The following is a 23,087-nucleotide window of genomic DNA, read 5'->3' as shown; positions in this document are numbered from 1 at the left end:
GCGCGGCGCCTTAGTCTCGCTGGCAGGCGGCGTGGACCCGATCGGTCGCGCAGCCCGGCAGCACGTCCCGCCGGACGCGCACGGCGTACGGCGGGAAGACAGGAACGCGCACCCGGCGCCCGGCTCACAGTCCGATGGGGGAACCGAATTGTCCACACCGGCGGCACTCGACAGACGCGAAGCGGGACCGCCCGCCGGAGTCGCGGCCCGCGCCGGCGGGCTGACGAAGAGGTACGGCAGCGGCGAGACAGCCGTCGTGGCGCTGGACGCGGTCGACGTGGAGATCCACCGTGCCCGCTTCACGGCGGTCATGGGCCCGTCCGGCTCCGGCAAGTCCACGCTGATGCACTGCCTCGCGGGCCTGGACACGGTGACCTCCGGGCAGGTCTGGCTGGGCGACACGGAGATCACGGGCCTGGGCGAGCGGGCGCTGACGCGGCTGCGGCGCGACCGGATCGGCTTCATGTTCCAGTCGTTCAACCTGCTGCCCACGCTCAACGCGCTGGAGAACATCACGCTGCCGATGGACATCGCGGGCCGCAGACCCGACCCCGACTGGCTGGACCGGGTGGTCGACACGCTCGGCCTGCGCGACCGGCTCGACCACCGGCCCTCGCAGCTCTCCGGCGGCCAGCAGCAGCGGGTGGCGTGCGCGCGGGCGCTGGCCTCCCGGCCCGAGCTGATCTTCGCCGACGAACCGACGGGCAATCTCGACTCGCGCTCCGGTCTCGAAGTGCTGGGGTTCCTGCGCGAGGCGGTCGACCGCCTGGCGCAGACGGTGGTGATGGTGACCCACGATCCGGGCGCTGCCGCCCACTCCGACCTGGTGCTCTTCCTGGCCGACGGCCGGATCGTCGACGAGATGCCGCAGCCGACGGCCGAGGCGGTGCTGGAGCGCATGAAGCGCTTCGACGGCGTCAGGAAGAGCTGAGGCGGCGTGCTCAAGGCGACTCTGCGCAGCTTCCTCGCGCACAAGGGGCGGATGCTGCTCTCGGCGCTGGCCGTGGTGCTGTCGGTGGCGTTCGTCTCCGGCAGCCTCATCTTCTCCGACACCGTCAGCCGCACGTTCGACCGGCTCTTCGCCTCCACGGCCGCGGACGTCGCGGTCTCCCCGAGGGAGGCGTTCGAGCAGAACCACGGCTTCGGCTCCGGACTGGTGCCGACGCTGCCCGCGTCGGTGGCGGACGACGTGGCGAAGGTGCCGGGGGTGCAGAACGTCCATCTCGACGTCGAGGTGGAGAACCTCACCGTCACCGACGCGGAGAACGAGCCGATCGGCCGGACCACCGGCCCTCCGACGATCGCCACCAACTGGTACGTCAGCGACCGCAGCCCGGTAAAGCTGTCGGACGGCCGCGAGCCGGCGGGCGCCGGTGAGACCCTGCTCGACAAGGACACCGCCGACCGCAAGAACATCGAGATCGGGGACACGCTCAACGTCCTGGCACAGCCCGGCACGTTCGAGGTCGAGGTCGTCGGCATCGCCGAGTTCACGACCACCAACCCCGGCGCGACGGTGGTCTACCTGGAGACGGCGGCGGCGCAGCGCCAGTTGCTGGAGAACCCGGAGGCCGGGACCGCGGAGGACGGGGACGCCCGGGCCGGGGCCGCCGAGGGGAAACCGCTGCCCGGGGACACGGCGCTGGCCACCTCGGTGTCCGTGGACGCGGCGCCGGGGGTGTCCGACGCCGTGCTGAAGAAGCGCGTCAAGGAGGCGCTGGACGGGAAGTACACCGTGCAGACCGCCGACGAGCAGGCGAAGTCGGCGGCGGAGGAGCTGGGCACGTTCCTCGACATCATCAAGTACGTGATGCTCGGCTTCGCCGGGATCGCCGTGCTGGTCGGCATCTTCCTGATCGTCAACACGTTCTCGATGCTCATCGCGCAGCGCACTCGTGAGCTGGGGCTGATGCGCGCGCTGGGCGCGGACCGCCGGCAGGTCCGCCGCTCGGTGCTCACCGAGGCGCTGCTGCTCGGGCTGGTGGGCTCCACGCTCGGGCTGCTCAGCGGCATCGGCCTGGCCGTGGGGCTCATCGAGACGATGGGCCTGCTGGGGATGAACCTGGACGCGGCCGAGATGGTCGTGAGCTGGGTCACGCCGGTCTTCGCGTACACGGTGGGCGTGGGGGTCACGTTCGTCGCGGCGTACCTGCCGGCCCGGCGGGCGGCGCGGGTCTCCCCCATGGCGGCGCTCGCCGATCTGGAGATCGCGGAGGTCGGCAGGCCGATGCGGGTGCGGGCGGTGCTCGGCTCGGTCCTCGGGGTCGTCGGGGCGGTGTCCTTCGTCCTGTGCGCCACCGCGGACCAGACCCGGGACTCGGCGGTCTACCTGGTGGGCGGCGTGGTGCTGACGATGCTCGCCGTGGTGGCGGCCGGACCGCTGCTGGTGCGCCCGGTGATCCGGGTGCTGGGCGGCTGGTTCCCGCGGATCTTCGGCTCGGTCGGCGCCCTCAGCCAGCGCAACGCGCTGCGCAACCCGCGGCGCACCGGTGCGACGGCCGTGGCACTCATGGTGGGCCTGGCACTGGTCGGCGGCATGTCCGTCGCCGCCGCCTCGATGACGAAGTCTTTCGACGAGGAGATCGACCGGACGCTGGGCGCCGATTTCCTCGTGCAGAGCGACAGCTTCGGCCCCTTCCCCCGCGAGGTCACCGAGCGGGTCGAGGACGCGGACGGCGTGGGTCTCGTCGTCCGCCAGCGGTTCGCGCCGATGCGGGTGACCCTGCCCGACGGAGAAAGGACCAGCACCAGCGCCGGCGCCTTCGACAAGGAGCTGGACCGGGTCAGCCGGCTGGAGTACGCGCAGGGCGACACCGGCGCCGCGCTCGCGTCCGGGCACGTGGGCCTGCAGCGGCAGTTCGCCCGTGACCACGGCATACGCATCGGCAGCACGCTCCAGGTGGAGTTCTCCAACGGCAAGAGAGCGAAGCTGACCGTCGGCGCGCTCACCAAGCAGGAGACCAGCGGCGGTTTCGGGGCGGCGGGCGGCTTCTTCCTGGGCATGGAGACCCTGGAGGAGTACCTGCCGGGCGGACAGGAGGCGGTCGTCTTCGTCAACGCCGCGAGCGGCACCGACGTCGACAGGCTGCGTGCGTCACTGGAGAGCGGGCTCAAGGACTTCCCGCAGGTGAAGGTGCGCGACCAGGCCGATTTCAAGGAACTGATCCGGGACCAGATCGTCGTGCTGCTCTACCTGGTCTTCGCGCTGCTGGGGCTGGCGATCGTCATCGCGGTGCTGGGCGTGGTGAACACGCTGGCTCTGTCGGTGGTGGAGCGGACCCGGGAGATCGGCATGCTGCGGGCCATCGGGCTGTCCAGACGCCAGACGCGGCGGATGATCCGGCTGGAGTCCGTCGTGATCGCCGTCTTCGGCGCGCTGCTCGGTCTGGTGCTGGGCCTGGCGTGGGGGGCGGGGGTGCACGAGGTGCTGGCGCTGGAGGGCATGCGCGCCTTCGCGATCGACTGGACGGTCCAGCTCGCCGTGGTGATCGGGTCGGTGCTGGTCGGCCTGCTGGCTGCCCTGCTGCCGGCGCTGCGGGCGTCCCGGCTCAACGTCCTGGCGGCCATCGCGCACGAGTGACCGCGGCACGGCCGGGGCACGCACGCAGGGACCGGGCGTGCGTACGGCCGGGCCCGGGGCGCGAGCCGAATTCTGTCGACGCGTGCGGGTACCCGGTGATGGGATGCCGGACATGGACGATCTCTACATCCGGGCCGCGGAGCCCGCGGACGTACCGGCGGTGCTCGCGTTCTGGAAGGCGGCGGCGGAGGGCACGTCCGTCAGCGACGACGAGGCGGGCGTCACCGGGTTGCTGGAGCGGGACCCGGGCGCGCTGCTGCTGGCCGAGCGCCGCGGTGAGCTGGCGGGCACCGTCATCGCGGGGTTCGACGGCTGGCGCTGCCATCTGTACCGGCTCGCCGTCCACCCCGGCCACCGGCGCCGCGGTGTCGGCACGGCGCTGCTGGCCGCGGCGGAGCGGCGGTTCGCCTCCTTCGGCGGCCGGCGTGCGGACGCGATGGTGCTGGACCGTAACGAGCGGGCACACCGCGCCTGGCAGGCCGGGGGTTACGAACGCCAGGAGCAGTGGAGCCGCTGGGTCAAGCCGCTTGCCGCCGGCTGACCGCGGTCGCCGCGCGACCACCGCCACCCTGCGTGATCATGAGACGGAGGTGACCCGATGACCGAAGCGCTGCTGCTGGTTCTGGCCCTGGCACTCTGCCTTGCCTGCGGCCTCTTCGTGGCCGCCGAGTTCTCGCTGACGACGGTGGAGCGGGCGGAGCTGGAGCGCGCCGTGGACCGCGGCGAGCGCGGCGCGGCCGGCGCGCTGCAGGCCGTACGCGGCCTGACGTTCCAGCTCTCCGGGGCGCAGCTCGGCATCACCGTCACCAACCTCGTCGTCGGCATGCTCGCCGAGCCGTCCATCGCGACCCTGCTCCACGCCCCGCTGCGGGCGGCGGGCGTACCGGACTCGGCCACCTCCAGCGCCGCGCTCGTCCTGGGCACGGCGCTGTCGACCGTGGTGCTCATGGTCGTCGGCGAGCTGGTACCCAAGAACTGGGCCATCTCCCGCCCGCTGACCATGGTCAAGCGCGTCTCGGCCTTCCAGCGCACGTTCAGCGCCGTCTTCCGCCCGTTCATCGGCCATCTGAACAACACCGCCAACCGGGTGCTGCGGCTGATGGGCCTGGAGCCGGCCGAGGAGCTGGCCTCCGCGCGCAGTCCGAAGGAACTCGCCGCACTGGCCCGGCACTCGGCGAAGAAGGGCTCGCTGGAGGCCGACACCGCCGAGCTCTTCGTCCGTACCCTGGGGCTCGCGGATCTGACCGCTGAGAACGTGATGACGCCCCGGATGCAGGTGGTCGCGCTGGAGTCGGACGCGACCGTCGGAGACGTCGTCGACACCTCGCGTGCCACCGGCCTGTCCCGCTTCCCCGTCTACCGCGGCAACCTGGACACCGTCCTCGGCTACGTGCACGTCAAGGACGTCCTCGGCATCCCCGCGGACAGCCGCGCCCGCCACCCGCTGACCCCCCTGCTGCGGGAACCGGTGCTGGTGCCCGAGACGCTGACCGTCGACCACCTGATGGACCGGCTGACCGACGAGCACTCCATGGCGGTCGTGATCGACGAGTACGGCGGCACCGCGGGCGTGGTCACCATGGAGGACGTGGTGGAGGAGGTCATCGGCCAGGTGCGGGACGAGCACGACCCGCTGGAGACGCCCGGCCTGCTGCCCAGCGGAGCGGCCCCGGACGGCCGGATGCTCTTCGACGCCGACGGCGGGGTGCGCCCCGACCAGCTCGCGGAGATCGGCCTGCGGGTGCCGGAGGGCCCGTACGAGACGCTGGCCGGGCTCGTCGCCACCGAGCTGGGCCGCATCCCCGTCGACGGGGACGTGCTGGACGTCGGGGGCTGGCGGCTGGACGTCGTGGACACCACCGGGCGCCGCGCCGCGCGCGTCCTGCTGCTCCCCCCGCCGCCGGGCGAAGCCGGCGACGAGGGTGACGGCGGCGGCGCGGGCGGCACGGACGGCAACGGCGGCGGCGCCGCGGCGTCCGGGAGGGGCGGGAGGGGGGAGCCGGGATGACCGCCGTTCAGTTGATCGTCGGCCTGCTCACGCTGGGGCTCAACGCGTTCTTCGTGGGCGCGGAGTTCGCGCTCATCTCGGTACGGCGCAGCCAGATCGAGCCGTACGCCCAGGACGGCGACCGCCGGGCGCGCCGCGTGCTCTGGGGCCTGGAGCACGTCTCCACGCTGATGGCGTCGGCCCAGCTCGGCATCACGCTGTGCACGCTGGTCCTCGGCGTCGTCGCCGAGCCGGCCATCGCGCACCTGCTGGAACCGCTCTTCGACGCGGTGGGGGTGCCGCACGGGCTGGTCCATCCGATCTCGTTCGCCATCGCCCTGGCCGTGGCGACGTACCTGCACATGCTGCTCGGCGAGATGGTGCCGAAGAACGTGGCGCTGGCCGACCCCGTGCGCTCCGCGCTGCTGCTCGGCCCGCCGCTGGTCGCACTCACCCGCGCGCTGCGCCCCGTCGTCTTCACCGTCAACGCCTTCGCCAACGCGCTGCTCCGGCTGCTGCGCGTACAGACCCGCGACGAGGTCGCCGCGTCCTTCTCCGACGCCGACCTCTCCCGCATGGTCGCCGACTCCGCCGAGGCCGCGCTGCTCGACGACCGCTCCGCCGAGCGGCTGCGCGACGCGCTGGAGCTGGGCCGCCGCCCCGTCGGCGACGTGGTGGTGCCCACCGGGCACGTGGTGACCGCGCCCGTCGGGGTCACCCCCGAGGCGCTGGAGGCCCTGGGCGCGGGTTCCGGCTTCTCCCGCTTCCCCGTGGTGGACGACAGCGGCCGGATCCTGGGCTATCTGCACGTCAAGGACGCCCTGGGCGCCGCCGACCGCGAGAGGCCCTTCCCGCGTTCGGCCATGCGCCGCATCGCGCGGGTGCGCGCGAGCGCGCCGCTGGACGACGTGCTGACCGCCATGCGCCGCAGCCGCACCCACCTGGCTGCGGTGACCGGCGAGGAGGACCGGGTGACCGGGCTGGTGACCATGGAGGACGTGCTCCGCGAGCTGGTCGGCACGGAGTCGTGACCTGCGGCCCGGCCGCCGCGGGGGCGGCTCGTGACGGCGGGTAGGATCGGCGGCGCCATGGACGTGAATGCCCGTTACACCAGTTTCGTCGCGGTCGGCGACTCCTTCACGGAAGGCATGTCCGACCTGCAGCCCGACGGCTCCTACCGCGGCTGGGCGGACCTCCTCGCGGCCCGCTTCGCGGCGGCTCAGCCCGGCTTCCGGTACGCGAACCTGGCCGTCCGCGGCAAGCTCATTCAGCAGATCCTCGACGAGCAAGCCGCCATGGCCGCCGCCATGGGGGCCGATGTCATCACTCTCGTCGGCGGCCTCAACGACGCGATCCGGCCGCGCTGCGACATGGACCGGGTGTGCGGCCTGCTCGAAGAGGCGGTGGCGCGGCTGGCGCCGAGCTGCAAGCAGCTCGTGCTGATGCGCAGCCCGGGACGCGACGGCCGGGTGCTGGAGCGGATCAGGCCGCGGATGGAGCGGCTCTTCGCGCACGTCGACGACCTCGCCGCGCGGCACGGCGCCCTGGTCGTCGACCTCTACGGCGCCGAGGTGCTGCGCGACGTACGGCTGTGGGACGACGACCGGCTGCACCTGACGCCCGAGGGCCACCGCCGGGTCGCCGAGGCCGTGTGGCAGACGCTCGGCGGCCCTCCCGCCGACGACTGGACGGGCCCGCTGCCGCCGGCGCCGCGGCCGCCGTGGCTCACCCGCCGTAGCGCGGACGTCCGCTTCGCCCGTACGCACCTGCTGCCGTGGGTGCACCGCCGGCTCACCGGCCGCTCCTCCGGTGACGGCCGCGCCCCGAAGCGTCCGGACCTGCTCCCGTACGACGTCTGACGCACGCGCCCTCGCGCGGGCCGGGCCGGTCCCCCGTACGCCCGCACCGGCCGCCGTCCCCGGCCCGGCCGGCGGGGCCCGTAGAATCTCCCCACGTGAACAAGCCGCGCATCCCCAACGTCCTGGCCGCCCGCTACGCCTCCGCGGAACTGGCCGCCCTCTGGTCCCCCGAGCACAAGGTCGTCCTGGAGCGGCGCCTGTGGCTCGCCGTGCTGCGCGCCCAGCGGGATCTGGGGATCGAGGTGCCCGAGGGCGCCGTGGCCGACTACGAGCGCGTGCTGGAGAACGTCGACCTCGCCTCCATCTCCGAGCGCGAGAAGGTCACGCGCCACGATGTGAAGGCCCGGATCGAGGAGTTCAACGCGCTCGCCGGGCACGAGCAGATCCACAAGGGGATGACCTCCCGCGACCTGACCGAGAACGTGGAGCAGCTTCAGGTGCGGCAGTCGCTGGAGCTGGTGCGCGACCGCGCGGTCGCGGTGCTCGCCCGGCTGGGCGGGCTGGCGGGCGAGCACGCGGGGCTGGTGATGGCCGGCCGCTCGCACAACGTCGCCGCGCAGGCCACCACGCTGGGCAAGCGGTTCGCCACCGCCGCCGACGAGTTGCTGACCGCGTTCGGCCGGGTGGAGGACCTGCTCGCGCGCTACCCGCTGCGGGGCATCAAGGGCCCGGTGGGTACCGCGCAGGACATGCTCGACCTCCTCGGCGGCGGCAAGGAGGGCGCCGCGAAGCTGGCGGAGCTGGAGCGCCGGGTCGCCGGCCACCTGGGCTTCGCCCACGCCTTCACCTCCGTCGGCCAGGTGTACCCGCGTTCACTGGACTACGACGTGGTCGCGGCCCTGGTGCAGGTGGCCGCGGCGCCGTCGTCGCTGGCGAAGACCATCCGGCTGATGGCCGGGCACGAACTGGTCACCGAGGGCTTCAAGCCGGGCCAGGTCGGCTCGTCCGCGATGCCGCACAAGATGAACACCCGCTCCTGCGAGCGCGTGAACGGTCTCATGGTGATCCTGCGCGGGTACGCCTCGATGACCGCGGAGCTGGCGGGCGACACCTGGAACGAAGGCGACGTCTCCTGCTCGGTGGTACGCCGCGTGGCGCTGCCGGACGCGTTCTTCGCGCTCGACGGGCTGCTGGAGACGTTCCTGACGGTGCTGGACGAGTTCGGCGCCTTCCCGGCGGTGATCGCCCGCGAGCTGGACCGCTATCTGCCGTTCCTGGCCACCACCAAGGTGCTGATGGCGGCGGTACGGGCCGGGGTCGGCCGGGAGGAGGCCCACGAGGTCGTCAAGGAGCACGCGGTCACGGCGGCCCTGGCGATGCGCGAGCGCGGCGCCGCGCGCAACGAACTCCTCGATCTCCTCGCCGCCGACGACCGCATCCCGCTGGACCGGGACCGGCTCCAGGCGCTGATGGCCGACCGGCTGTCGTTCACCGGCGCGGCCGAGGAGCAGGTGGCGGCCGTGGCGGCGCGGGTCGAAGAGGTCGTCAAGCGGTACCCGCAGGCGGCGGGGTACGCGCCCGGGGCGATCCTGTGACGCTGTGACGCCGCCCGCCCCGGCCCCGTAGCCCTCTGCGCCCCTACGCGTCCCGCCGCCGCAGCGTCCACCAGCCGGCCAGCACCGCGGCCCCCGCCCACAGCGCGGTCACGGCCAGCCCGGCGAGCGGCGGGAGGCCCGTCGGCGGGTCGGCGTACAGGACCTGCTGCCCCGCCCGGTCCGGCAGGAAGTCCGCCACGCCCGCCGACGAACCGGCACCGAGCACCATGGACACCACCAGCACGAACGGGATCAGGATGCCCAGCACCGCGACGCCGCTGCGCAGCACGGCGGCGAGCCCGGCGGCGAGCAGTGCCATGAGCGCCAGGTAGACCGCGCCGCCCACGATGCCGCGCAGCGTGCCGTCGTCACCGAGGCCGGGGGCCCGGTCGCCGAGGGCGGCGGCGCCGGCAAGGAACGACACGAGGGTCGTCACCAGCCCGACGGCGAGCACGAGCCCGCCGACGTGTGCGAGCTTGGCGGCGTAGAGCAGCCCGCGGCGCGGCACGGCGGCCAGGGTGGCGCGTATCAGCCCGCTCTGGTACTCGGACGACACCGCGAGCGTGCCGAAGACGATGGCGGCGATCTGCCCGGGGCCGACGCCCACGAGGACGGAGAACAGCGGGTCGAAGTCGCGGTCCTCGAACTCGGCGCCGCCCAGGGAGGCGTTGGCGAGAATCCCGAAGCCGGCGGTGGCGAGCAGCACGCAGGCCAGCGACCAGACGGTGCCGCGCAGTGTGGTGATCTTGATCCACTCGGCGCGGAGCACAGCGGCGGCGGTCATCGTCTCAGACCTCCCCGGTTCCGCTGGTGAACTCCGCCGCGCCGGCGGTCAGCCGGAGGTACGCCTCCTCCAGGCCGGCTCTGCCCTCGACGAACTCCGCCAGCGGGGAGTCGGCGAGGAGCCGGCCGCGGCCGAGCACCACGAGGTGGTCGGCGAAGGCGGCGGTCTCCGCCATGAGGTGGCTGGAGACGAGGACGGTGCGGCCCTCGCCGGCGAGCCGGCGCAGCAGACCGCGGATCCACACGATGCCCTCGGGGTCGAGCCCGTTGGACGGCTCGTCCAGCAGGAGCACGGGCGGGTCGCCGAGGAGCGCGGCGGCCAGTCCGAGCCGCTGGCGCATGCCGAGGGAGTACGTCCGTACGCGCCGGCCCGCGGCGGACTCGATCCCGGCCAGCCGCAGCACCTCGGTGACACGGGCGTCCGGCAGGCCGTTGCTCGCCGCCAGCGCCCGCAGGTGGGCGCGGCCGGTGCGCGAGCCGTGCGCGGCCCGGGCGTCGAGCAGGGCACCGACGTGCCGGAGCGGGTCGGCCAGCTCCGGATACGGCCTGCCGCCGACGGTGGCGGTGCCCGAGGTGGCCCGGTCCAGGCCGAGGACGAGGCGCATGGTGGTGGACTTGCCGGCGCCGTTGGGGCCGAGGAAGCCGGTGACCCGGCCCGGCCGCACGGTGAACGTCACGGCGTCGAGCGCCCGGACGTCCCCGTAGTCCTTGGTCAGTTCGCGGACCTCGATCGCTGTTGCTGCTGTCATGCGGACAACGCTGCCGGTCGGTACGGCGCCGGGGCCTCCCCCGCGCGCGGGTCGGCCCTCCCCCGCGCGGGGGAGCCGTCCGCCGGGCGGAGCTGGCACGATGGATCACGTGCCACGCGCTCCCCTGGCTTCCCGGTCGCTCTCCCGGCGCCTGCCGCGTCCGCTGCGGCCGGTGCTGCGGGCGGTGACCTACACGCGGTGGCTGCATCTGTTCATCGCCGCGACGCTGGGCATGCTGGGTGCCTTCCTCTGGGGACCCGACGACCTGCCACCCGTGGTCGGCTACGGCTTCCTCGTCCTCGCCCCGGTGCCGCTGCTCGCCGTCGCCGCGACCGTCCCGGCCACCCGGCTCCTGGAGACCGCGCAGGCCCGGCTGCTGCTGTTCGCGGGGCCGCAGGCAGGAGAGGGGCGGCGGGAGCCGGGGCTGGCGGACACCCCGGCGGTCTCGTGGACCGACCGCGGCCGGGTCTTCGTCTGGCTGGTGCTCCGGCTCTGGCTCGGGTTCCTGGCCGCCATGCTCACCGTGCAGGGAATGCTCCTCGTCGTGGCGCTGGCCTCCGCCTCCCAGTGGCGGGGGTTCGACTCGGAGGTCCTGCCGCTCCCGGGCCGGTGGCACGGCGCGTACCCGCTGCTCGTCCCGGTCGCGGCGGCGGCCGTGCTGGCGGTCGGCTGGGGCTTCGGGGCGCTGGCCGCGGCGCTGGCGCCCCGGCTGCTCGGCCCGTCGGCCGCCGAGCGGCTGGCCGTGCTGGAGGAGCGCACCGAACGGCTGCTGGAGCACAACCGGCTGGCCCGCGAACTGCACGACACCGTCGGGCACGCCCTGACCGTCGCCGTGGTGCAGGCCGGTGCCGCCCGGGCGGCGGGGTCGCCGGAGTTCACCGAGCGGGCGCTGAGCGCGATCGAGGACACCGGCCGGGAGGCGCTGGAGGACCTGGAGCGGGTGCTGCGGCTGCTGCGGCAGGATGCCGCGCCGCCGTCGCGGCGGCCTGGGCTGGAAGAGGCGGAGCGGCTGGTGGCCTCCGCGCGGGGTGCGGGCGCGGCGATCAGCGCGGAGATCGAGGGTCCGCTGGAGTCGGTGCCGGGGCCGGTGTCGCGGGAGGGCTACCGCATCGCGCAGGAATGCCTGACGAACGTGCTGCGGCACGCGGGGCCGGTGCCGGTCACGGTGCGTATCGCGGCCTCGGCGGGCGAGTTGGAGCTGCACGTGCGCAACAAGCTGACCGCGCCCCCCGCGGGCGGCGCCCCGGCGTCCTCCGGGCCCGGCGGCAGCGGCCTGCGCGGCATCCGTGAACGCGCCGCGCTGCTCGGCGGCGAGGCCGTCGCCGGTCCGCACGACGGCGAGTGGAGCGTGCGGGTCAGGCTGCCGATACAGTGACGCCGTGCCCGTATCGGTCCTCCTCGTCGACGACGACGCCCTGGTCCGTGCGGGATTGCGCGCGATCCTTGAGGCGCAGCCGGACATCGAGGTGTCCGGCGAGGCCGCCGACGGCGCCGCCGTGATCCCGCTCGTACGCCGGCTGGCGCCGGACGTCGTCGCGATGGACGTACGGATGCCGCTGATGGACGGTATCGAGGCCACCCGGGCGGTACTCCGCGCCTTCCCCGCGCCGCCGAAGATCCTCGTCGTGACGACCTTCGAGGAGGACCAGTACGTGTACGGGGCGCTGCGTGCCGGCGCGGACGGCTTCCTGCTCAAACGGGCCCGGCCGGCGGAGATCGTGCACGCGGTTCGCCTGGTCGCCGAGGGCGAGTCGCTGCTGTTCCCGGCCGCGCTGCGGTCGCTGGCGGCGGGCCGCGGCAACGAGGAGGCGCGTGCGGCCATGGCGGCGGCGCGGCTGACCGACCGGGAGGGCGAGGTGCTGCGGCTGATCGCCCGCGGGCTGACGAACGCCGAAATCGCCGCGGAGCTGGTGCTCGGCACCGAGACGGTCAAATCGCACGTCAGTGCGCTGCTGGCGAAGCTGGGGGCCCGGGACCGCACCCAGGCGGTCATCACGGCGTACGAGTCGGGCTTCGTCGCTCCCGGCGCGGCCGGATAGCGGATACGATCCGCTATCCGGGAGGACGTTCTGGGAGGCTGACGTTGGCGCAGCTCACCGGTGGGGACCCGTCCCTGCTGCGGCGGATCAACTCCGCCGTCGTCCTGCGCGCGCTGCGCGACGCGGGCTCGGCGACGCTGACCGAACTGGTGCGCACCACCGGGCTGTCGCGGCCCACCCTGGACGGGGTGCTGGAGGGTCTGGCCGCGAGCGGGCTGGTGGTGGAGGCCCCGGCCGAGGAGGGCACGGCGCGGCGCCAGGGGCGGCCCGCGCGTACATTCCGCTTCCACGCGGAGTCGGGCCATCTGCTGGGCATCGAGATCGGCCCGCACCGGGTCTCGGTCCTGCTCTCGGACCTCGACGGCCGGCTGCGCGGCTCGGCGTCGCGCGCCGTCGACGAGGCCGCGGAGGCCGGTGACCGGCTGGCGGCCGTACGGACCGTGGTGCAGGAGGTGCTCCGGCGGACCGGCGTCGCGCGCAGCACGCTGCGCGCGGTGGGCGTCGGCAGCCCCGGCATAGTGGAGGCGGACGGCATGGTGCGGCTGAGCACCGCGCTGCCCGGCTGGACGGGCATCAACCTCGCGGAGCGGCTGAGCCGTTCGTTCCGCTGCCCGGTGCTGGTGGAGAACGACGCGAACACCGCTGCCGTCGCCGAGCACTGGAAGGGCGCCGCGCGGCACTCGGCGGACGTGGTCTTCGTCCGGGCCGGGCTGAGCCCGGGCGCGGGCTCGCTGATCGGCGGGCGGCTGCACCGCGGCTTCGGCGGCGCGGCGGGCGAGATCGGGGCGCTGCACCTGCTCGGCCGGGAGGCGACGCCGGAGAAGCTGCTCAGCGTCACGGGTGAGCCGCTGCACCCGCTGGACGAGCCGGCGGTGGCGGAGGTCTTCTCCCTGGCGCAGGGGGGCGACAAGCGGGCGCGCCGGGCCGTCGACCGGTTCATGCAGCGGCTGGTGCACGACGTCGCCGCGCTGGTGCTGGCCCTGGATCCGGAGCTGGTGGTGATCGGCGGATGGGCGGCCGGCGTCGACGACGTGCTGGAGCCGCTCCACGCCGAGCTGGCCCGCTACTGTCTGCGGCCCCCGGAGGTCGTGCTGTCGCTTCTGGGTGAGGCTGCGGTGGCGACGGGCGCGCTGCGGCTGGCCCTGGACCACCTCGACGAAGAACTGTTCGCCGTGGAGAGCACGGTCACGGCCCGGCGGTGAGCTGCGGGCCGGGCGGGGCGTGCGCTCCCGGCCGGGCCTGCCGGCAAGGGTGTCCTGCCCGGGGCAGGCGTGTCCCACCCGCGGTCCGTACGCCGTGGGCGGCGGCTCAGCTCGCCAGCACCGCCGCGTCTGCGTCGAGGGTCAGCCGGCACGTGTCCGCGCGGTACGTCGAGACCGCGACGGCGGCGGTGCGCCCGCCGGAGACGTAGCGGGTGGTGACCACCAGCACCGGGGCGCCCGGCAGCCGGTCCAGCTCGCGGGCGTCCTCCGCGCGCGCCGAGCCGAGCTCGACGGTGCGGTCCTGGCCCTCCAGCGGCAGCCGGTGCAGCTCGTGCAGCACGGCGCGGGCGCGGACGGCGCCGGCGGAGGTGTCACCGCGGCTGAAGCCGGGCGCGGAGACGCCGGGTACGTAGATCAGCTCGGCCGCGACCGGCTGCCCGTTGCGGCTACGGGAGCGGTGCACCCGGTGCACCGGTTCCGTAGCGTCGATCCCGAGCATGCGCGCGATGGCGGCGGGAGCCGGGACCGCGGTGGCGTCGACCGCCTCCCAGCCGTCGTCGGACTCGCCCGGCCACGTCTGCCGTGGGGAGCCCACCGGCACGCCGACACGGGGCGGCGCGACGGTCGTCCCTACGCCGCGCCTGCGCTGCAGCCGGCCCTCCAGCTCCAACTGGTCGAGCGCCTGTCGCAGGGTCGCACGGGCGACGCCGAAGCGAGCCGCCAGCTCGCGCTCGTTGGGCAGGATCTCCCCTACCGAGAACTCCGACTCCAGGGCCTCACTGATCACGCCCTTCAGATGCCAGTACTTCAGCTCGGTCACGGTGTCCGGCTGCGTGGTCCCCACCTGAGCCTCGCAATCCCCGTCGGCCTGGCCGCCTTTATGCGCGGTTGTTTATGAAAGGTTGTTGCAGTATCTCTCGCCGAGAGTAGGACCCCACCCGGACTTGGTCAAGACCAATAGCCCTGGGGTACGGTCCGTCCGGCGATCCGACGACGGCGGGAAGGCAGCGATGGACCAGGTCACGGTGGTTACCGGGGGCAGCCGCGGCATCGGCGCGGCGATCGTGCGCAGGCTGGCCCGTGCCGGTCACGCCGTCGCGCTGGCCTACGAGCGGGCGGAGGCCGCCGCGGAGGGGGTGGCGGCGGAGGTGCGAGCCGAGGGGGTGGCGTGCGTGGCCCTACGGGCCGACGTCAGCGACCCCGGACAGGTCGACGCCCTCTTCGACACCGCCCGCGAGCGCCTGGGGCCGGTGACCGGGCTGGTCAACAACGCCGGGGTCACGGGCCCGCTGGGCCGGTTCGACGAGACGCCCCTCGACGTGATGCGCCGGGTTCTGGACGTCAACGTGATGGGGACGTTCGTCTGCACCCGGCGCGCGGTGCGCGAGATGTCCACCCGGCACGGAGGCCGCGGCGGCGCGATCGTCACCATCTCCTCCGGTGCGGCCACCCTCGGCAGCCCCGGCGAGTACGTGCACTACGCGGCGAGCAAGGCCGCCGTGGACACCATGACCCTCGGCCTGGCCAAGGAGCTGGGGCCCGAGGGGGTACGCGTGAACTCCGTGCAGCCGGGGATGACCGTCACCGACATGCACGCGGCCATGGGAGACCCCGAGCGGCCCTGGCGCAACCCGGAGCGGGTGCCGATGCGCCGGCCCGGCGAGCCGGAGGAGATCGCGGGCGCGGTGGCGTGGCTGCTGTCCGAGGAGGCGTCGTACACCACGGGCGCGGTGCTGCGGGTCTCCGGCGGGCTCTGAGGGCCGTCGTGGCGCCGCCGGGCGCCGGGATGGTCCGCGGCGCGGCAGCCGTGGCGCCGGGGCCCGGGGCGGGCGGGACGTCCGGCGCGCGTGGAGGAAGCGGGCCCCGGTGCGCGGGAGGGGCGCTACGCGCGGACGCCGCTGAGTTTGTCGGGGTTGCGGATGACGAAGACGCGGGCGATCCGGCTGTCCCGCAACTGCGGCGCTATGACCGCGTGCGGCTCACCCTTCGACAGGAGCAGCAGCCCGGACTGGCCGTTGATCTCGCGGAACAGGAGTTCCGGCTCCGGCACCTCGTCGGCGCCGCGCGCCCCGCCGATGAAGAGCCGGGCCGTGTTCTCGGCGCCGTTGACGACGTTCCGGGGCGCCTTCGCCTTGCCGCCGGCGTCCGAGATCACGTCCACGTCCGGTGCCAGCAGCGCCATCAGCCCCTCCATGTCGCCGCCGGCGGCGGCTTCGAGGAACCGTTCCGTGATGTTGCGCTGCTGCGCGGTGTCCACGTCGTAGCGCGGCTTGCGCTGCGTGACGTGCCGCCGGGCACGGCCGGCGAGTTGGCGTACGGCCTCGTCGGAGCGGTCGAGCATCGCGCCTATCTCCCCGTAGGGGAAACCAAACGCCTCCCGGAGCACGAAGACGGCCCTCTCCAGCGGCGACAGCGACTCCATCACCACGAGCATCGCCAGCGTCACCGACTCGTCGAGCATCGCCCGCTCCGAGCTGTCCGGCAGCGTGTCGCCATGTATCTCGGTCGCCAGCGGCTCGGGGAGCCAGGACCCTATGTACGCCTCCCGTCGCGCCTGCGCCTGGCGCAGCCGGTCGAGGGCCAGGCGGGCGGCGATGCGTACCAGATAGCCGCGCGGGTCGCGGACCCGCTCGCGGTCCGCTGCCGACCAGCGCAGCCAGGTGTCCTGCACCACGTCCTCGGCGTCGGCGAACGCACCGAGCATGCGGTACGCCACGCCCATCAGGACGGATCGGTGCTCCTCGAAGACGTCGAGATCGGTGCCGTATGCCACATCTCCATATCACCTGATGAGGCACCCGCCTGTCCAATCCCGTGCACGCGTGGTGACGCTCCGCTCGGCGTACTTCCCCCGCGGCAGGGCCGGTTGTTCACTTGTCGTTCGTGTCATGGGCAACACACGCCGGTAGGTCTGACGGCGCAACGACATCCGCACGTCGACGGGAGACCAGGTGAACACGGGAGACAGAGCGAGCGGCGGGCCCGCACGCCGGTCGGTGCTGCGCGGCGGCCTCGCCGCGTCGGCGGCGCTGGCGGTGCCCACGCTGTCCGGCGGCGCCCCCGCGCAGGCACTCGGGGGCCGGCCGGAGGCCGCGTGGGGCGTACAGGTGGGCGATGTGACGGCCCAGGGGGGCACCGTGTGGGTGCGGGCCGACCGCACGGCGCGGATGGTCGTGGAGACCTCCGCGACGGACTCGTTCCGCGAAGTGCAGTGCCGCCGCGGCCCGTTGCTCGGCCCGGGCACCGACTACACCGGCACCGTCCGGCTGCACGGGCTGCCGCCCGGCGAGCAGGTGCACTACCGGGTCGTGCTGGAGGACGCGGACGATCCGCGCCGTTCCGGCGAGCCGGTCACCGGCACGTTCCGTACGGCCCCGGGGCGCCGTGAGGACGTGCGCTTCGTCTGGTCCGGCGACGTCGCGGGCCAGGGCTGGGGCATCAACCCCGACCGCGGGGGCTACCGCGTGTACGCCGAGATGCAGCGGCTCGACCCGGACTTCTTCCTGCACAGCGGCGACACGGTATACGCCGACGGCCCGCTGAGCGCCGAAGTGCCGCTGCCGGACGGCACGGTGTGGCGCAATCTGGTCACCGAGGAGAAGGCCAAGGTCGCCGAGACGCTCGCCGAGTACCGCGGCAACTTCCGCTACAACCTCCTCGACGCGAACCTGCGCCGCTTCAACGCGCAGGTGCCCGTCGTGGTGCAGTGGGACGACCACGAAGTGCTCAACAACTGGTACCCGGGCGAGATCCTCACCGACGAGCGCTACACCGAGCGCCGCGCCGACGTGCTCGCGGCCCGCGCCCGGCGCGCGTTCGCCGAGTACTTCCCGGTGCCGACGCTGGGCTCGGACGGCGCCGGCCGGATCTACCGCAGGGTCGCGTACGGGCCGCTGCTCGACGTCTTCGTGCTGGACATGCGCACGTACCGCAAGGCCAACTCCGACGGGCTCGCGCCCGACGACGTCCACGGCGTCCTCGGCCCGGAGCAACTGGCCTGGCTGAAGCGGGAACTGGAGCGCTCCCGCGCGGAGTGGAAGGTCATCGCCTCCGACATGCCGCTCGGTCTGGTCGTGCCCGACGGCGCGGCCGTCGATGCGGTCGCGCAAGGTGATCCGGGTGCGCCCCTGGGCCGGGAGCTGCAGATCGCCGAGGTGCTGCGGCACATCAGGCAGCGGCGGATCACCGGCACCGTATGGCTGACCACGGATGTGCACCACACCTCCGCGCAGCACTACGACCCGGCGCGGGCGGCGTTCCAGGACTTCGCGCCGTTCTGGGAGTTCGTCACGGGTCCGCTGCACGCGGGGGCGTTCCCGGGCGGCGCGCTCGATGGCACGTTCGGGCCGGAGCGGGTGTTCTTGAAGGCGCCGCAGACGGCCAACGTGGCGCCGAGCCAGGGCTTCCAGTTCTACGGTGAGGTGGAGATCGACGGCGGCAGCCGCGAGCTGACGGTGCGGCTGCGTGAGGAGGGCGGTGCGGTGCTGTTCACGAAGGTGCTGCGGCCGGGGCTCGTCGGGCAGTAGCCGGAGCATCCACGAGGCGCCCCGCGACGGCGCGCCGGCCACGACGCGTACGCTGCGGGTCGTGGACGACTTCACGTACGCCCCGGTCGGCGCCACCCGTGAGGGCCACAGGCCGGCGGGCTTCGACGCCTTCGCGGTACGCACCCGCGTCGGCTCGGGCCCGCGGGTGTACCGGGCGGCGACCGAGGCGGTGCTGACGTTCCGGATGCACCGGGCGGTCGGGGTCACCATCGACGCGGAGGGGCCGCGCGCCACACCCGGCGTGCGGCTCGTCGTCGGTCTGGGCCGGCGCCCGCTGCGCATACTGGCTCCCTGCCGCGTGGTGTGGGCGGAGCAGGGCGAACGGCGCGGCGGCTTCGGGTACGGAACGCTGGCGGGGCACCCGGAGACGGGTGAGGAGGCGTTCGTCGTGGAGTGGGCTGACGACGGCGCCGTCTGGCTGACCGTCACGGCGTACAGCCGCCCGGCCGCGCGGTGGGTGGCAACCATGGGGCCGCTTCTCGGCGTCTTCCAGCGCGCGTACGCACGACGCTGCGGCCGGGTGCTGCGGCGGCTTGCGAACGTCGGCTGAAAACCGACCTCTTAGGTCCGATTCACCCTTTACCATCCGGTCACAGCTCGTTCTTGATCACGCAATACCCGTCCGGAAAGCTGGAGTTCATGGCCGACCACACCGCACCCGCGGAGAAGTGCTCGCGGCGCGCGCCCGCGACGCCCGGTCCGTACCCGATCGCCGCCGCGGCCCGGACGGCAGGCAGAGCCCACCCCACGCCGGACTGCCGCCCAGGGGCACGCCCGCCGCGCCGCCGCGACGCGGCACGGCCGCGCGCCGCCGGCCCCCTCACGGTCCACGAGGCCGGGCCCGGGGACCACGACGCCGCGCTGGCGATGCACCGGCGCTGCTCCCGGCGGACGCTGGCCATGCGCTACCCGGGCCCGCCGGGCGAGGCCGACGCTTATCTGCGGCACCTGCTGAGCCCGCACTTCGGCCGGACCCTGGCGGTGCGGACGGCCGGCGGCCGGATCGTGGCCCTCGGGCACCTGCTGTGGGACGACGACGAGGCGGAGGTGGCGCTGCTCGTGGAGGACGCCTGGCAGCGCCGCGGCCTCGGCACGGACCTGCTGCACCGGCTGCTGGCGATGGCCGCGGGCATGGGCTACGGCAGCGTGTACGTGGTGACCCGGGCGCTGGACGCGGCCATGGCCGCCACCGTGCGCAAGGCGGGTGTGCCGCTGGAGTACCAGGTGGACGGCGCGACGCTGGTCGTCACCGCCCACCTGAACAAGCGGCTCATCCCCGCGGCGCGTCCTGCCGGGCTCCGCTGACGGCGGTGCGCTCCAGCCCTCCCGGCGAATCGCCGGCGGCATCGAGCGCCGCGCTCAGGTCCGCCCACAGGTCGTCCACGTCCTCCAGCCCGACCGACATCCGAAGCAGCCGGTCGCCGATGCCGCCCGAGCGGCGGTCGGCCGGGTCGACGATCCGGTGGCTGATCGAACCCGGGTGCTGGATGAGGGTGTCGACGCTGCCGAGGCTCACCGCCGGGGTGATCAGCCGCACGGCGGCGATGACCGCGTGAGGATCGCCGCGCACCTCGAAGGCGACCATCGCGCCGCCGAGCCGCGGATAGCGCACCCGGGTCACCGCAGGGTGACCGCCGAGCCGGCGGGCCAGTTCCGCGGCAGCCAGAGACTGGGCCCGTACCCGTACAGGAAGGGTCGACAGGCCGCGCAGCAGCAGATAGCCGGCGAGGGGGTGCAGCACACCGCCGGTGGCGAAGCGGATCCGGCGCAGCGCTCCGGCCAGTTCCTCGTCGCAGGCGACGACGCCGCCCATCACGTCGCCGTGCCCGCCGAGGTACTTGGTGGCGCTGTGCAGCACGAGCCGGGCGCCGTGCTCGGCGGGGCGCTGCAGAACGGGGGTGGCGAAGGTGTTGTCGACGAGCAGCGGGACCGAGCCGCAGGAGTACGCGACGGTTCTGAGATCCGTCTCGGCGAGCGTGGGGTTCGCGGGGGTCTCGACGAGCACCAGGCCGGTGTCCGGGCGGAGGGCGTCGGCGACGCCCGCCGGGTCGGTCCAGGTCACGTCGGTACCGAGCAGGCCGCTGTCGAGGAGGTGGTCACTGCACCCGTAGAGCGGCCGGACGGCGACCACGTGCCGCAGGCCGAGGCTGCCGCGTACCAGCAGGCAGGCGCTGAGCGCGGCCATCCCGCTGGCGAACGCCACCGCCGCCTCGGTGCCTTCCAGCCGGGCGAGTCCCTGCTCGAAGCGGGCGACGGTGGAATTGCCGAGCCGGCCGTAGATCTGCGGCCCGTCGAGCGGGGCGCCGGTGGCGGCGAACTCGTCGATACGGGCGGCCTCCCCCCTGCTGTCGGAGGACGGGTAGGTCGTGGACAGGTCGAGCGGGACGGCGTGCAGACCGCGGGCGGCGAGGTCTTCGCGCCCGGCGTGCACGGCCTCGGTGGCGAGTGAACGCTTCGGGATCTCCATGCCTCGATGCTGAAAGTCATACGGCCGTGCACGGACGATCCCCGTGCTACGTTCGGCCGATGCCCGATTCGCCTGCTCTCGATCCGGTGGACCTGGAGATTCTGCGGGTGCTGCAGAACGACGCCCGGACCACCAACCGCGATCTGGCCGCCGCCGTCGGTGTCGCGCCCTCCACCTGTCTGGACCGCGTGGCGCGGCTCCGCCGCGCGGGCGTGATCACCGGCTACCGGCTCGCGATCGACCCGGCGCGGCTCGGCCGCGGGCTGGAGGCGCTGTTGTCGGTGCAGGTGCGCCCGCACCGCCGCGACCTGATCGGCCCGTTCGTCGAGCGGATCCGCTCACTGCCCGAGTCCCGGGCGCTGTTCCACCTCACCGGGCCCGACGACTACCTCCTGCACGTCGCCGTGCATGACGCCGCGGACCTGCAGCGGCTGGTCCTGGACGAGTTCACCTCCCGCCGGGAGGTCGCCCGGGTGGAGACGCGGCTGGTCTTCCAGCACTGGGAGTGCGGGCCGCTGCTGCCTCCTTAGGCATGGCACCGTTTCGGTGATGACGCCGCCCGCCTCCGTGTACGAGGATGGCCCGCATGCCCGACTCCACGAACCAGCGACTGCCCCGGCAGGTGGCGGACGCCTACGTCGACGACCTGATCGACCTCGACCCCATCAGCGGCACCATGCTCGGGGTGCCGGAGAGCTCCCGCACTCTTCCCGACTTCTCCCCTGACGGCCAACAGGCCGTCGCCGAGCTGGGCCGCGCCACCCTTGCGGCCCTCGATGAGGCCGAGCGGCAACCCGGTGCGGACAGCGACGCGGAGCGGCGCTGCGGGCGGCTCCTGCGGGAGCGGCTGAGCGCCGAACTCGCCGTCCACGATGCCGACGAGGGCCTGCGGGCCGTCAGCAACATCCACTCCCCCGCGCACATGGTGCGCGAATGCTTCACGCTGATGCCGACCGCGAGCGAGGACGACTGGTCGGACATCGCGGCCCGGCTGCGCGCGGTCCCGGCGGCGCTCGACGGCTACCGGCAGTCGCTCGCCGCGGGCGTGGACAAGGGGCTCTTCGGCCCGCCGCGGGCGGCCGGGACGTTCGTCGGGCAGCTCACCGAGTGGACGGGCGGCGGACGCGGCTGGTTCGGCGACCTGGTTGCCGCCGGTCCCGAGTCGCTGCGCGGCGAGCTGGACGCCGCGGCGGGCGAGGCCACCGCCGCCCTGGGTGCGCTGCGCAACTGGATGCGTGACGTGTACGTACCCGCCGCGGCCGGCTCGCCCGACGTCGCCGGGCGCGAGCGCTACGCGCGCTGGTCACGCTTCTTCAACGGCGCGGACCTCGACCTCGACGAGTCGTACGCGTACGGCTGGTCGGAGTACCACCGGCTGCTCGGCGAGATGAAGACCGAGGCCGCGAAGATCCTCCCCGGTGCCACCAGCCCGTGGGAGGCCCTGAAGCACCTGGACGAGCACGGCACCCACATCGAGGGCGAAGATGCCGTCCGCGACTGGCTGCAGGGCATCATGGACGAGGCCATCGAGGCGCTCGACGGCACGCACTTCGACCTGGCCGGACCGGTGCGCCGGGTGGAATCCCGGATCGCGCCGCCCGGCGGTGCCGCCGCCCCGTATTACACGCCGCCCGCGGAGGACTTCTCCCGCCCGGGGCGCACCTGGCTGCCGACGATGGGCGAGACCCGTTTCCCCGTCTACGACCTGGTCTCCACCTGGTACCACGAGGGCGTGCCCGGCCACCATCTGCAGCTCGCGCAGTGGGTGTACGTCAAGGACCAGCTCTCGCGCTACCAGTCGACGCTCGGCTGGGTCAGCGCCAACTGCGAGGGCTGGGCGCTGTACGCGGAGCGCCTGATGGACGAGCTGGGATTCCTCACCGACGCGGAGCGGCGGCTGGGCTATCTGGACGCGCAGATGATGCGCGCCGCGCGCGTGATCGTCGACATCGGCATGCACCTGGAGCTGCCGGTCCCGGACCACTCCCCCTTCCACCCGGGCGAGCGGTGGACGCCGGCGCTGGCACAGGAGTTCTTCGGAATGCACAGCGGGCGGCCCGCGGACTTCGTGGAGAGTGAGCTGACGCGCTATCTGTCGATGCCGGGACAGGCGATCGGCTACAAGATCGGCGAACGGGCCTGGCTGCGCGGCCGGGACGCGGCGCGCAAGGCACGCGGCGCGGAGTTCGACGCCAAGGCGTGGCACATGGCCGCGCTCTCACAGGGCTCGCTCGGGCTGGACGACCTGGAGGCCGAGCTGGCGGCGCTGTGAGCCGGCCGTGAGGTGACGGCCGCGGCCCCGGCGGGGTCGCGGCCGTTCGCTTCCCGATGCCCGCGGG

21 protein-coding genes are annotated in these 23,087 nt (G+C 73.9%); 16 read left to right on the top strand and 5 right to left on the bottom strand.

The window, feature by feature from the left end; genetic code table 11:
- The first annotated feature begins 148 nt into the window (after positions 1 to 148).
- The 7 genes from I003_RS0102370 (at position 149) to purB (ending at position 8,961) form a co-directional block, all read left to right on the top strand.
- The gene (locus tag I003_RS0102370; protein WP_027770024.1) at positions 149 to 931 is read left to right on the top strand and encodes an ABC transporter ATP-binding protein; all 783 of its coding nucleotides are present in this window, start codon (positions 149 to 151) and stop codon (positions 929 to 931) included.
- A 6-nt stretch (positions 932 to 937) separates the two neighbouring features.
- The gene (locus I003_RS0102365) at positions 938 to 3,580 is read left to right on the top strand and encodes an ABC transporter permease (protein ID WP_027770023.1); all 2,643 of its coding nucleotides are present in this window, start codon (positions 938 to 940) and stop codon (positions 3,578 to 3,580) included.
- 103 nt (positions 3,581 to 3,683) lie between these two features.
- On the top strand, positions 3,684 to 4,121 hold the full coding sequence (locus I003_RS0102360; protein ID WP_037719835.1) for a GNAT family N-acetyltransferase: 438 nt from the start codon (positions 3,684 to 3,686) through the stop codon (positions 4,119 to 4,121).
- Positions 4,122 to 4,178: 57 nt separating this feature from the next.
- Positions 4,179 to 5,588 (top strand): hemolysin family protein, encoded by a 1,410-nt coding sequence (locus I003_RS0102355; protein WP_027770021.1) that lies wholly within the window; start codon positions 4,179 to 4,181, stop codon positions 5,586 to 5,588.
- Complete coding sequence (locus I003_RS0102350; protein WP_027770020.1) at positions 5,585 to 6,598, top strand: hemolysin family protein; 1,014 nt, start codon at positions 5,585 to 5,587, stop codon at positions 6,596 to 6,598. The genes I003_RS0102355 and I003_RS0102350 overlap by 4 nt, the downstream gene beginning before the upstream one ends.
- A gap of 57 nt (positions 6,599 to 6,655) precedes the next feature.
- Positions 6,656 to 7,426: an SGNH/GDSL hydrolase family protein gene (locus I003_RS0102345; RefSeq protein ID WP_027770019.1), complete on the top strand. Its 771-nt coding sequence runs from the start codon at positions 6,656 to 6,658 to the stop codon at positions 7,424 to 7,426.
- 95 nt (positions 7,427 to 7,521) lie between these two features.
- Complete coding sequence (gene purB, locus I003_RS0102340) at positions 7,522 to 8,961, top strand: adenylosuccinate lyase (protein WP_027770018.1); 1,440 nt, start codon at positions 7,522 to 7,524, stop codon at positions 8,959 to 8,961.
- Positions 8,962 to 9,004: 43 nt separating this feature from the next.
- On the opposite strand, the gene I003_RS0102335 is transcribed toward purB, so the two are convergent.
- Together I003_RS0102335 and I003_RS0102330 are read right to left on the bottom strand one after the other, a co-directional pair.
- Positions 9,005 to 9,745: an ABC transporter permease gene (locus tag I003_RS0102335; protein ID WP_027770017.1), complete on the bottom strand. Its 741-nt coding sequence runs from the start codon at positions 9,743 to 9,745 to the stop codon at positions 9,005 to 9,007.
- A 4-nt stretch (positions 9,746 to 9,749) separates the two neighbouring features.
- Positions 9,750 to 10,493 (bottom strand): ATP-binding cassette domain-containing protein, encoded by a 744-nt coding sequence (locus I003_RS0102330; RefSeq protein WP_027770016.1) that lies wholly within the window; start codon positions 10,491 to 10,493, stop codon positions 9,750 to 9,752.
- Between the two features lie 151 nt (positions 10,494 to 10,644).
- Here I003_RS0102330 and I003_RS0102325 point away from each other — a divergent pair, with 151 nt between their 5' ends.
- Genes I003_RS0102325 through I003_RS0102315 form a run of 3 tightly spaced genes read left to right on the top strand, consistent with a single transcriptional unit; the run spans position 10,645 to position 13,734 of the window.
- Positions 10,645 to 11,868: a histidine kinase gene (locus tag I003_RS0102325; RefSeq protein WP_027770015.1), complete on the top strand. Its 1,224-nt coding sequence runs from the start codon at positions 10,645 to 10,647 to the stop codon at positions 11,866 to 11,868.
- A gap of 4 nt (positions 11,869 to 11,872) precedes the next feature.
- The gene (locus I003_RS0102320) at positions 11,873 to 12,532 is read left to right on the top strand and encodes a response regulator transcription factor (protein WP_027770014.1); all 660 of its coding nucleotides are present in this window, start codon (positions 11,873 to 11,875) and stop codon (positions 12,530 to 12,532) included.
- A 44-nt stretch (positions 12,533 to 12,576) separates the two neighbouring features.
- Positions 12,577 to 13,734, top strand: a complete 1,158-nt coding sequence (locus tag I003_RS0102315; protein WP_027770013.1) for an ROK family protein — start codon at positions 12,577 to 12,579, stop codon at positions 13,732 to 13,734.
- Positions 13,735 to 13,840: 106 nt separating this feature from the next.
- On the opposite strand, the gene I003_RS0102310 is transcribed toward I003_RS0102315, so the two are convergent.
- Entirely contained in the window at positions 13,841 to 14,578 is a 738-nt protein-coding gene (locus I003_RS0102310; protein WP_027770012.1) for a GntR family transcriptional regulator, read from the bottom strand.
- Between the two features lie 166 nt (positions 14,579 to 14,744).
- Here I003_RS0102310 and I003_RS0102305 point away from each other — a divergent pair, with 166 nt between their 5' ends.
- On the top strand, positions 14,745 to 15,491 hold the full coding sequence (locus I003_RS0102305) for an SDR family oxidoreductase (protein ID WP_027770011.1): 747 nt from the start codon (positions 14,745 to 14,747) through the stop codon (positions 15,489 to 15,491).
- Between the two features lie 125 nt (positions 15,492 to 15,616).
- Here the strand turns inward: I003_RS0102305 and sigJ are convergent, their stop codons facing one another.
- On the bottom strand, positions 15,617 to 16,456 hold the full coding sequence (sigJ, locus tag I003_RS0102300; RefSeq protein ID WP_486584061.1) for an RNA polymerase sigma factor SigJ: 840 nt from the start codon (positions 16,454 to 16,456) through the stop codon (positions 15,617 to 15,619).
- A gap of 274 nt (positions 16,457 to 16,730) precedes the next feature.
- Here sigJ and I003_RS0102295 point away from each other — a divergent pair, with 274 nt between their 5' ends.
- The 3 genes from I003_RS0102295 (at position 16,731) to I003_RS31325 (ending at position 19,586) form a co-directional block, all read left to right on the top strand.
- A complete protein-coding gene (locus I003_RS0102295) occupies positions 16,731 to 18,260 on the top strand; it encodes an alkaline phosphatase D family protein (RefSeq protein ID WP_027770009.1) in 1,530 nt (509 codons plus the stop codon).
- Positions 18,261 to 18,321: 61 nt separating this feature from the next.
- The gene (locus I003_RS0102290; protein ID WP_027770008.1) at positions 18,322 to 18,831 is read left to right on the top strand and encodes a DUF1990 domain-containing protein; all 510 of its coding nucleotides are present in this window, start codon (positions 18,322 to 18,324) and stop codon (positions 18,829 to 18,831) included.
- A 53-nt stretch (positions 18,832 to 18,884) separates the two neighbouring features.
- Positions 18,885 to 19,586: a GNAT family N-acetyltransferase gene (locus I003_RS31325; protein ID WP_486584055.1), complete on the top strand. Its 702-nt coding sequence runs from the start codon at positions 18,885 to 18,887 to the stop codon at positions 19,584 to 19,586.
- Here the strand turns inward: I003_RS31325 and I003_RS0102280 are convergent.
- Positions 19,552 to 20,748: a PLP-dependent transferase gene (locus I003_RS0102280; RefSeq protein ID WP_027770007.1), complete on the bottom strand. Its 1,197-nt coding sequence runs from the start codon at positions 20,746 to 20,748 to the stop codon at positions 19,552 to 19,554. The two genes, I003_RS31325 and I003_RS0102280, sit on opposite strands and share 35 nt — an antisense overlap.
- 59 nt (positions 20,749 to 20,807) lie before the next feature.
- Here I003_RS0102280 and I003_RS0102275 point away from each other — a divergent pair, with 59 nt between their 5' ends.
- Positions 20,808 to 21,278, top strand: a complete 471-nt coding sequence (locus tag I003_RS0102275; RefSeq protein WP_027770006.1) for an Lrp/AsnC family transcriptional regulator — start codon at positions 20,808 to 20,810, stop codon at positions 21,276 to 21,278.
- Positions 21,279 to 21,334: 56 nt separating this feature from the next.
- The gene (locus tag I003_RS0102270) at positions 21,335 to 23,020 is read left to right on the top strand and encodes a DUF885 domain-containing protein (protein ID WP_027770005.1); all 1,686 of its coding nucleotides are present in this window, start codon (positions 21,335 to 21,337) and stop codon (positions 23,018 to 23,020) included.
- The last annotated feature ends 67 nt before the right edge of the window (positions 23,021 to 23,087 follow it).

It is taken from the genome of Streptomyces sp. CNQ329 (assembly GCF_000482585.1).
The sequence above is the reverse complement of the archived record's forward strand: the minus strand, read 5'-3'. Positions and strand labels throughout refer to the sequence as shown.

Coding starts and splice junctions, on each gene's coding strand:
- I003_RS0102360 (WP_037719835.1), top strand. CDS start 3,684: ATGCCGGACATGGACGATCTCTACATCCGGGCCGCGGAGCCCGCGGAC.
- I003_RS0102355 (WP_027770021.1), top strand. CDS start 4,179: ATGACCGAAGCGCTGCTGCTGGTTCTGGCCCTGGCACTCTGCCTTGCC.
- I003_RS0102350 (WP_027770020.1), top strand. CDS start 5,585: ATGACCGCCGTTCAGTTGATCGTCGGCCTGCTCACGCTGGGGCTCAAC.
- I003_RS0102345 (WP_027770019.1), top strand. CDS start 6,656: ATGGACGTGAATGCCCGTTACACCAGTTTCGTCGCGGTCGGCGACTCC.
- I003_RS0102335 (WP_027770017.1), bottom strand. CDS start 9,745: ATGACCGCCGCCGCTGTGCTCCGCGCCGAGTGGATCAAGATCACCACA.
- I003_RS0102330 (WP_027770016.1), bottom strand. CDS start 10,493: ATGACAGCAGCAACAGCGATCGAGGTCCGCGAACTGACCAAGGACTAC.
- I003_RS0102305 (WP_027770011.1), top strand. CDS start 14,745: ATGGACCAGGTCACGGTGGTTACCGGGGGCAGCCGCGGCATCGGCGCG.
- sigJ (WP_486584061.1), bottom strand. CDS start 16,456: ATGGGCGTGGCGTACCGCATGCTCGGTGCGTTCGCCGACGCCGAGGAC.
- I003_RS0102280 (WP_027770007.1), bottom strand. CDS start 20,748: ATGGAGATCCCGAAGCGTTCACTCGCCACCGAGGCCGTGCACGCCGGG.
- I003_RS0102275 (WP_027770006.1), top strand. CDS start 20,808: ATGCCCGATTCGCCTGCTCTCGATCCGGTGGACCTGGAGATTCTGCGG.
- I003_RS0102270 (WP_027770005.1), top strand. CDS start 21,335: ATGCCCGACTCCACGAACCAGCGACTGCCCCGGCAGGTGGCGGACGCC.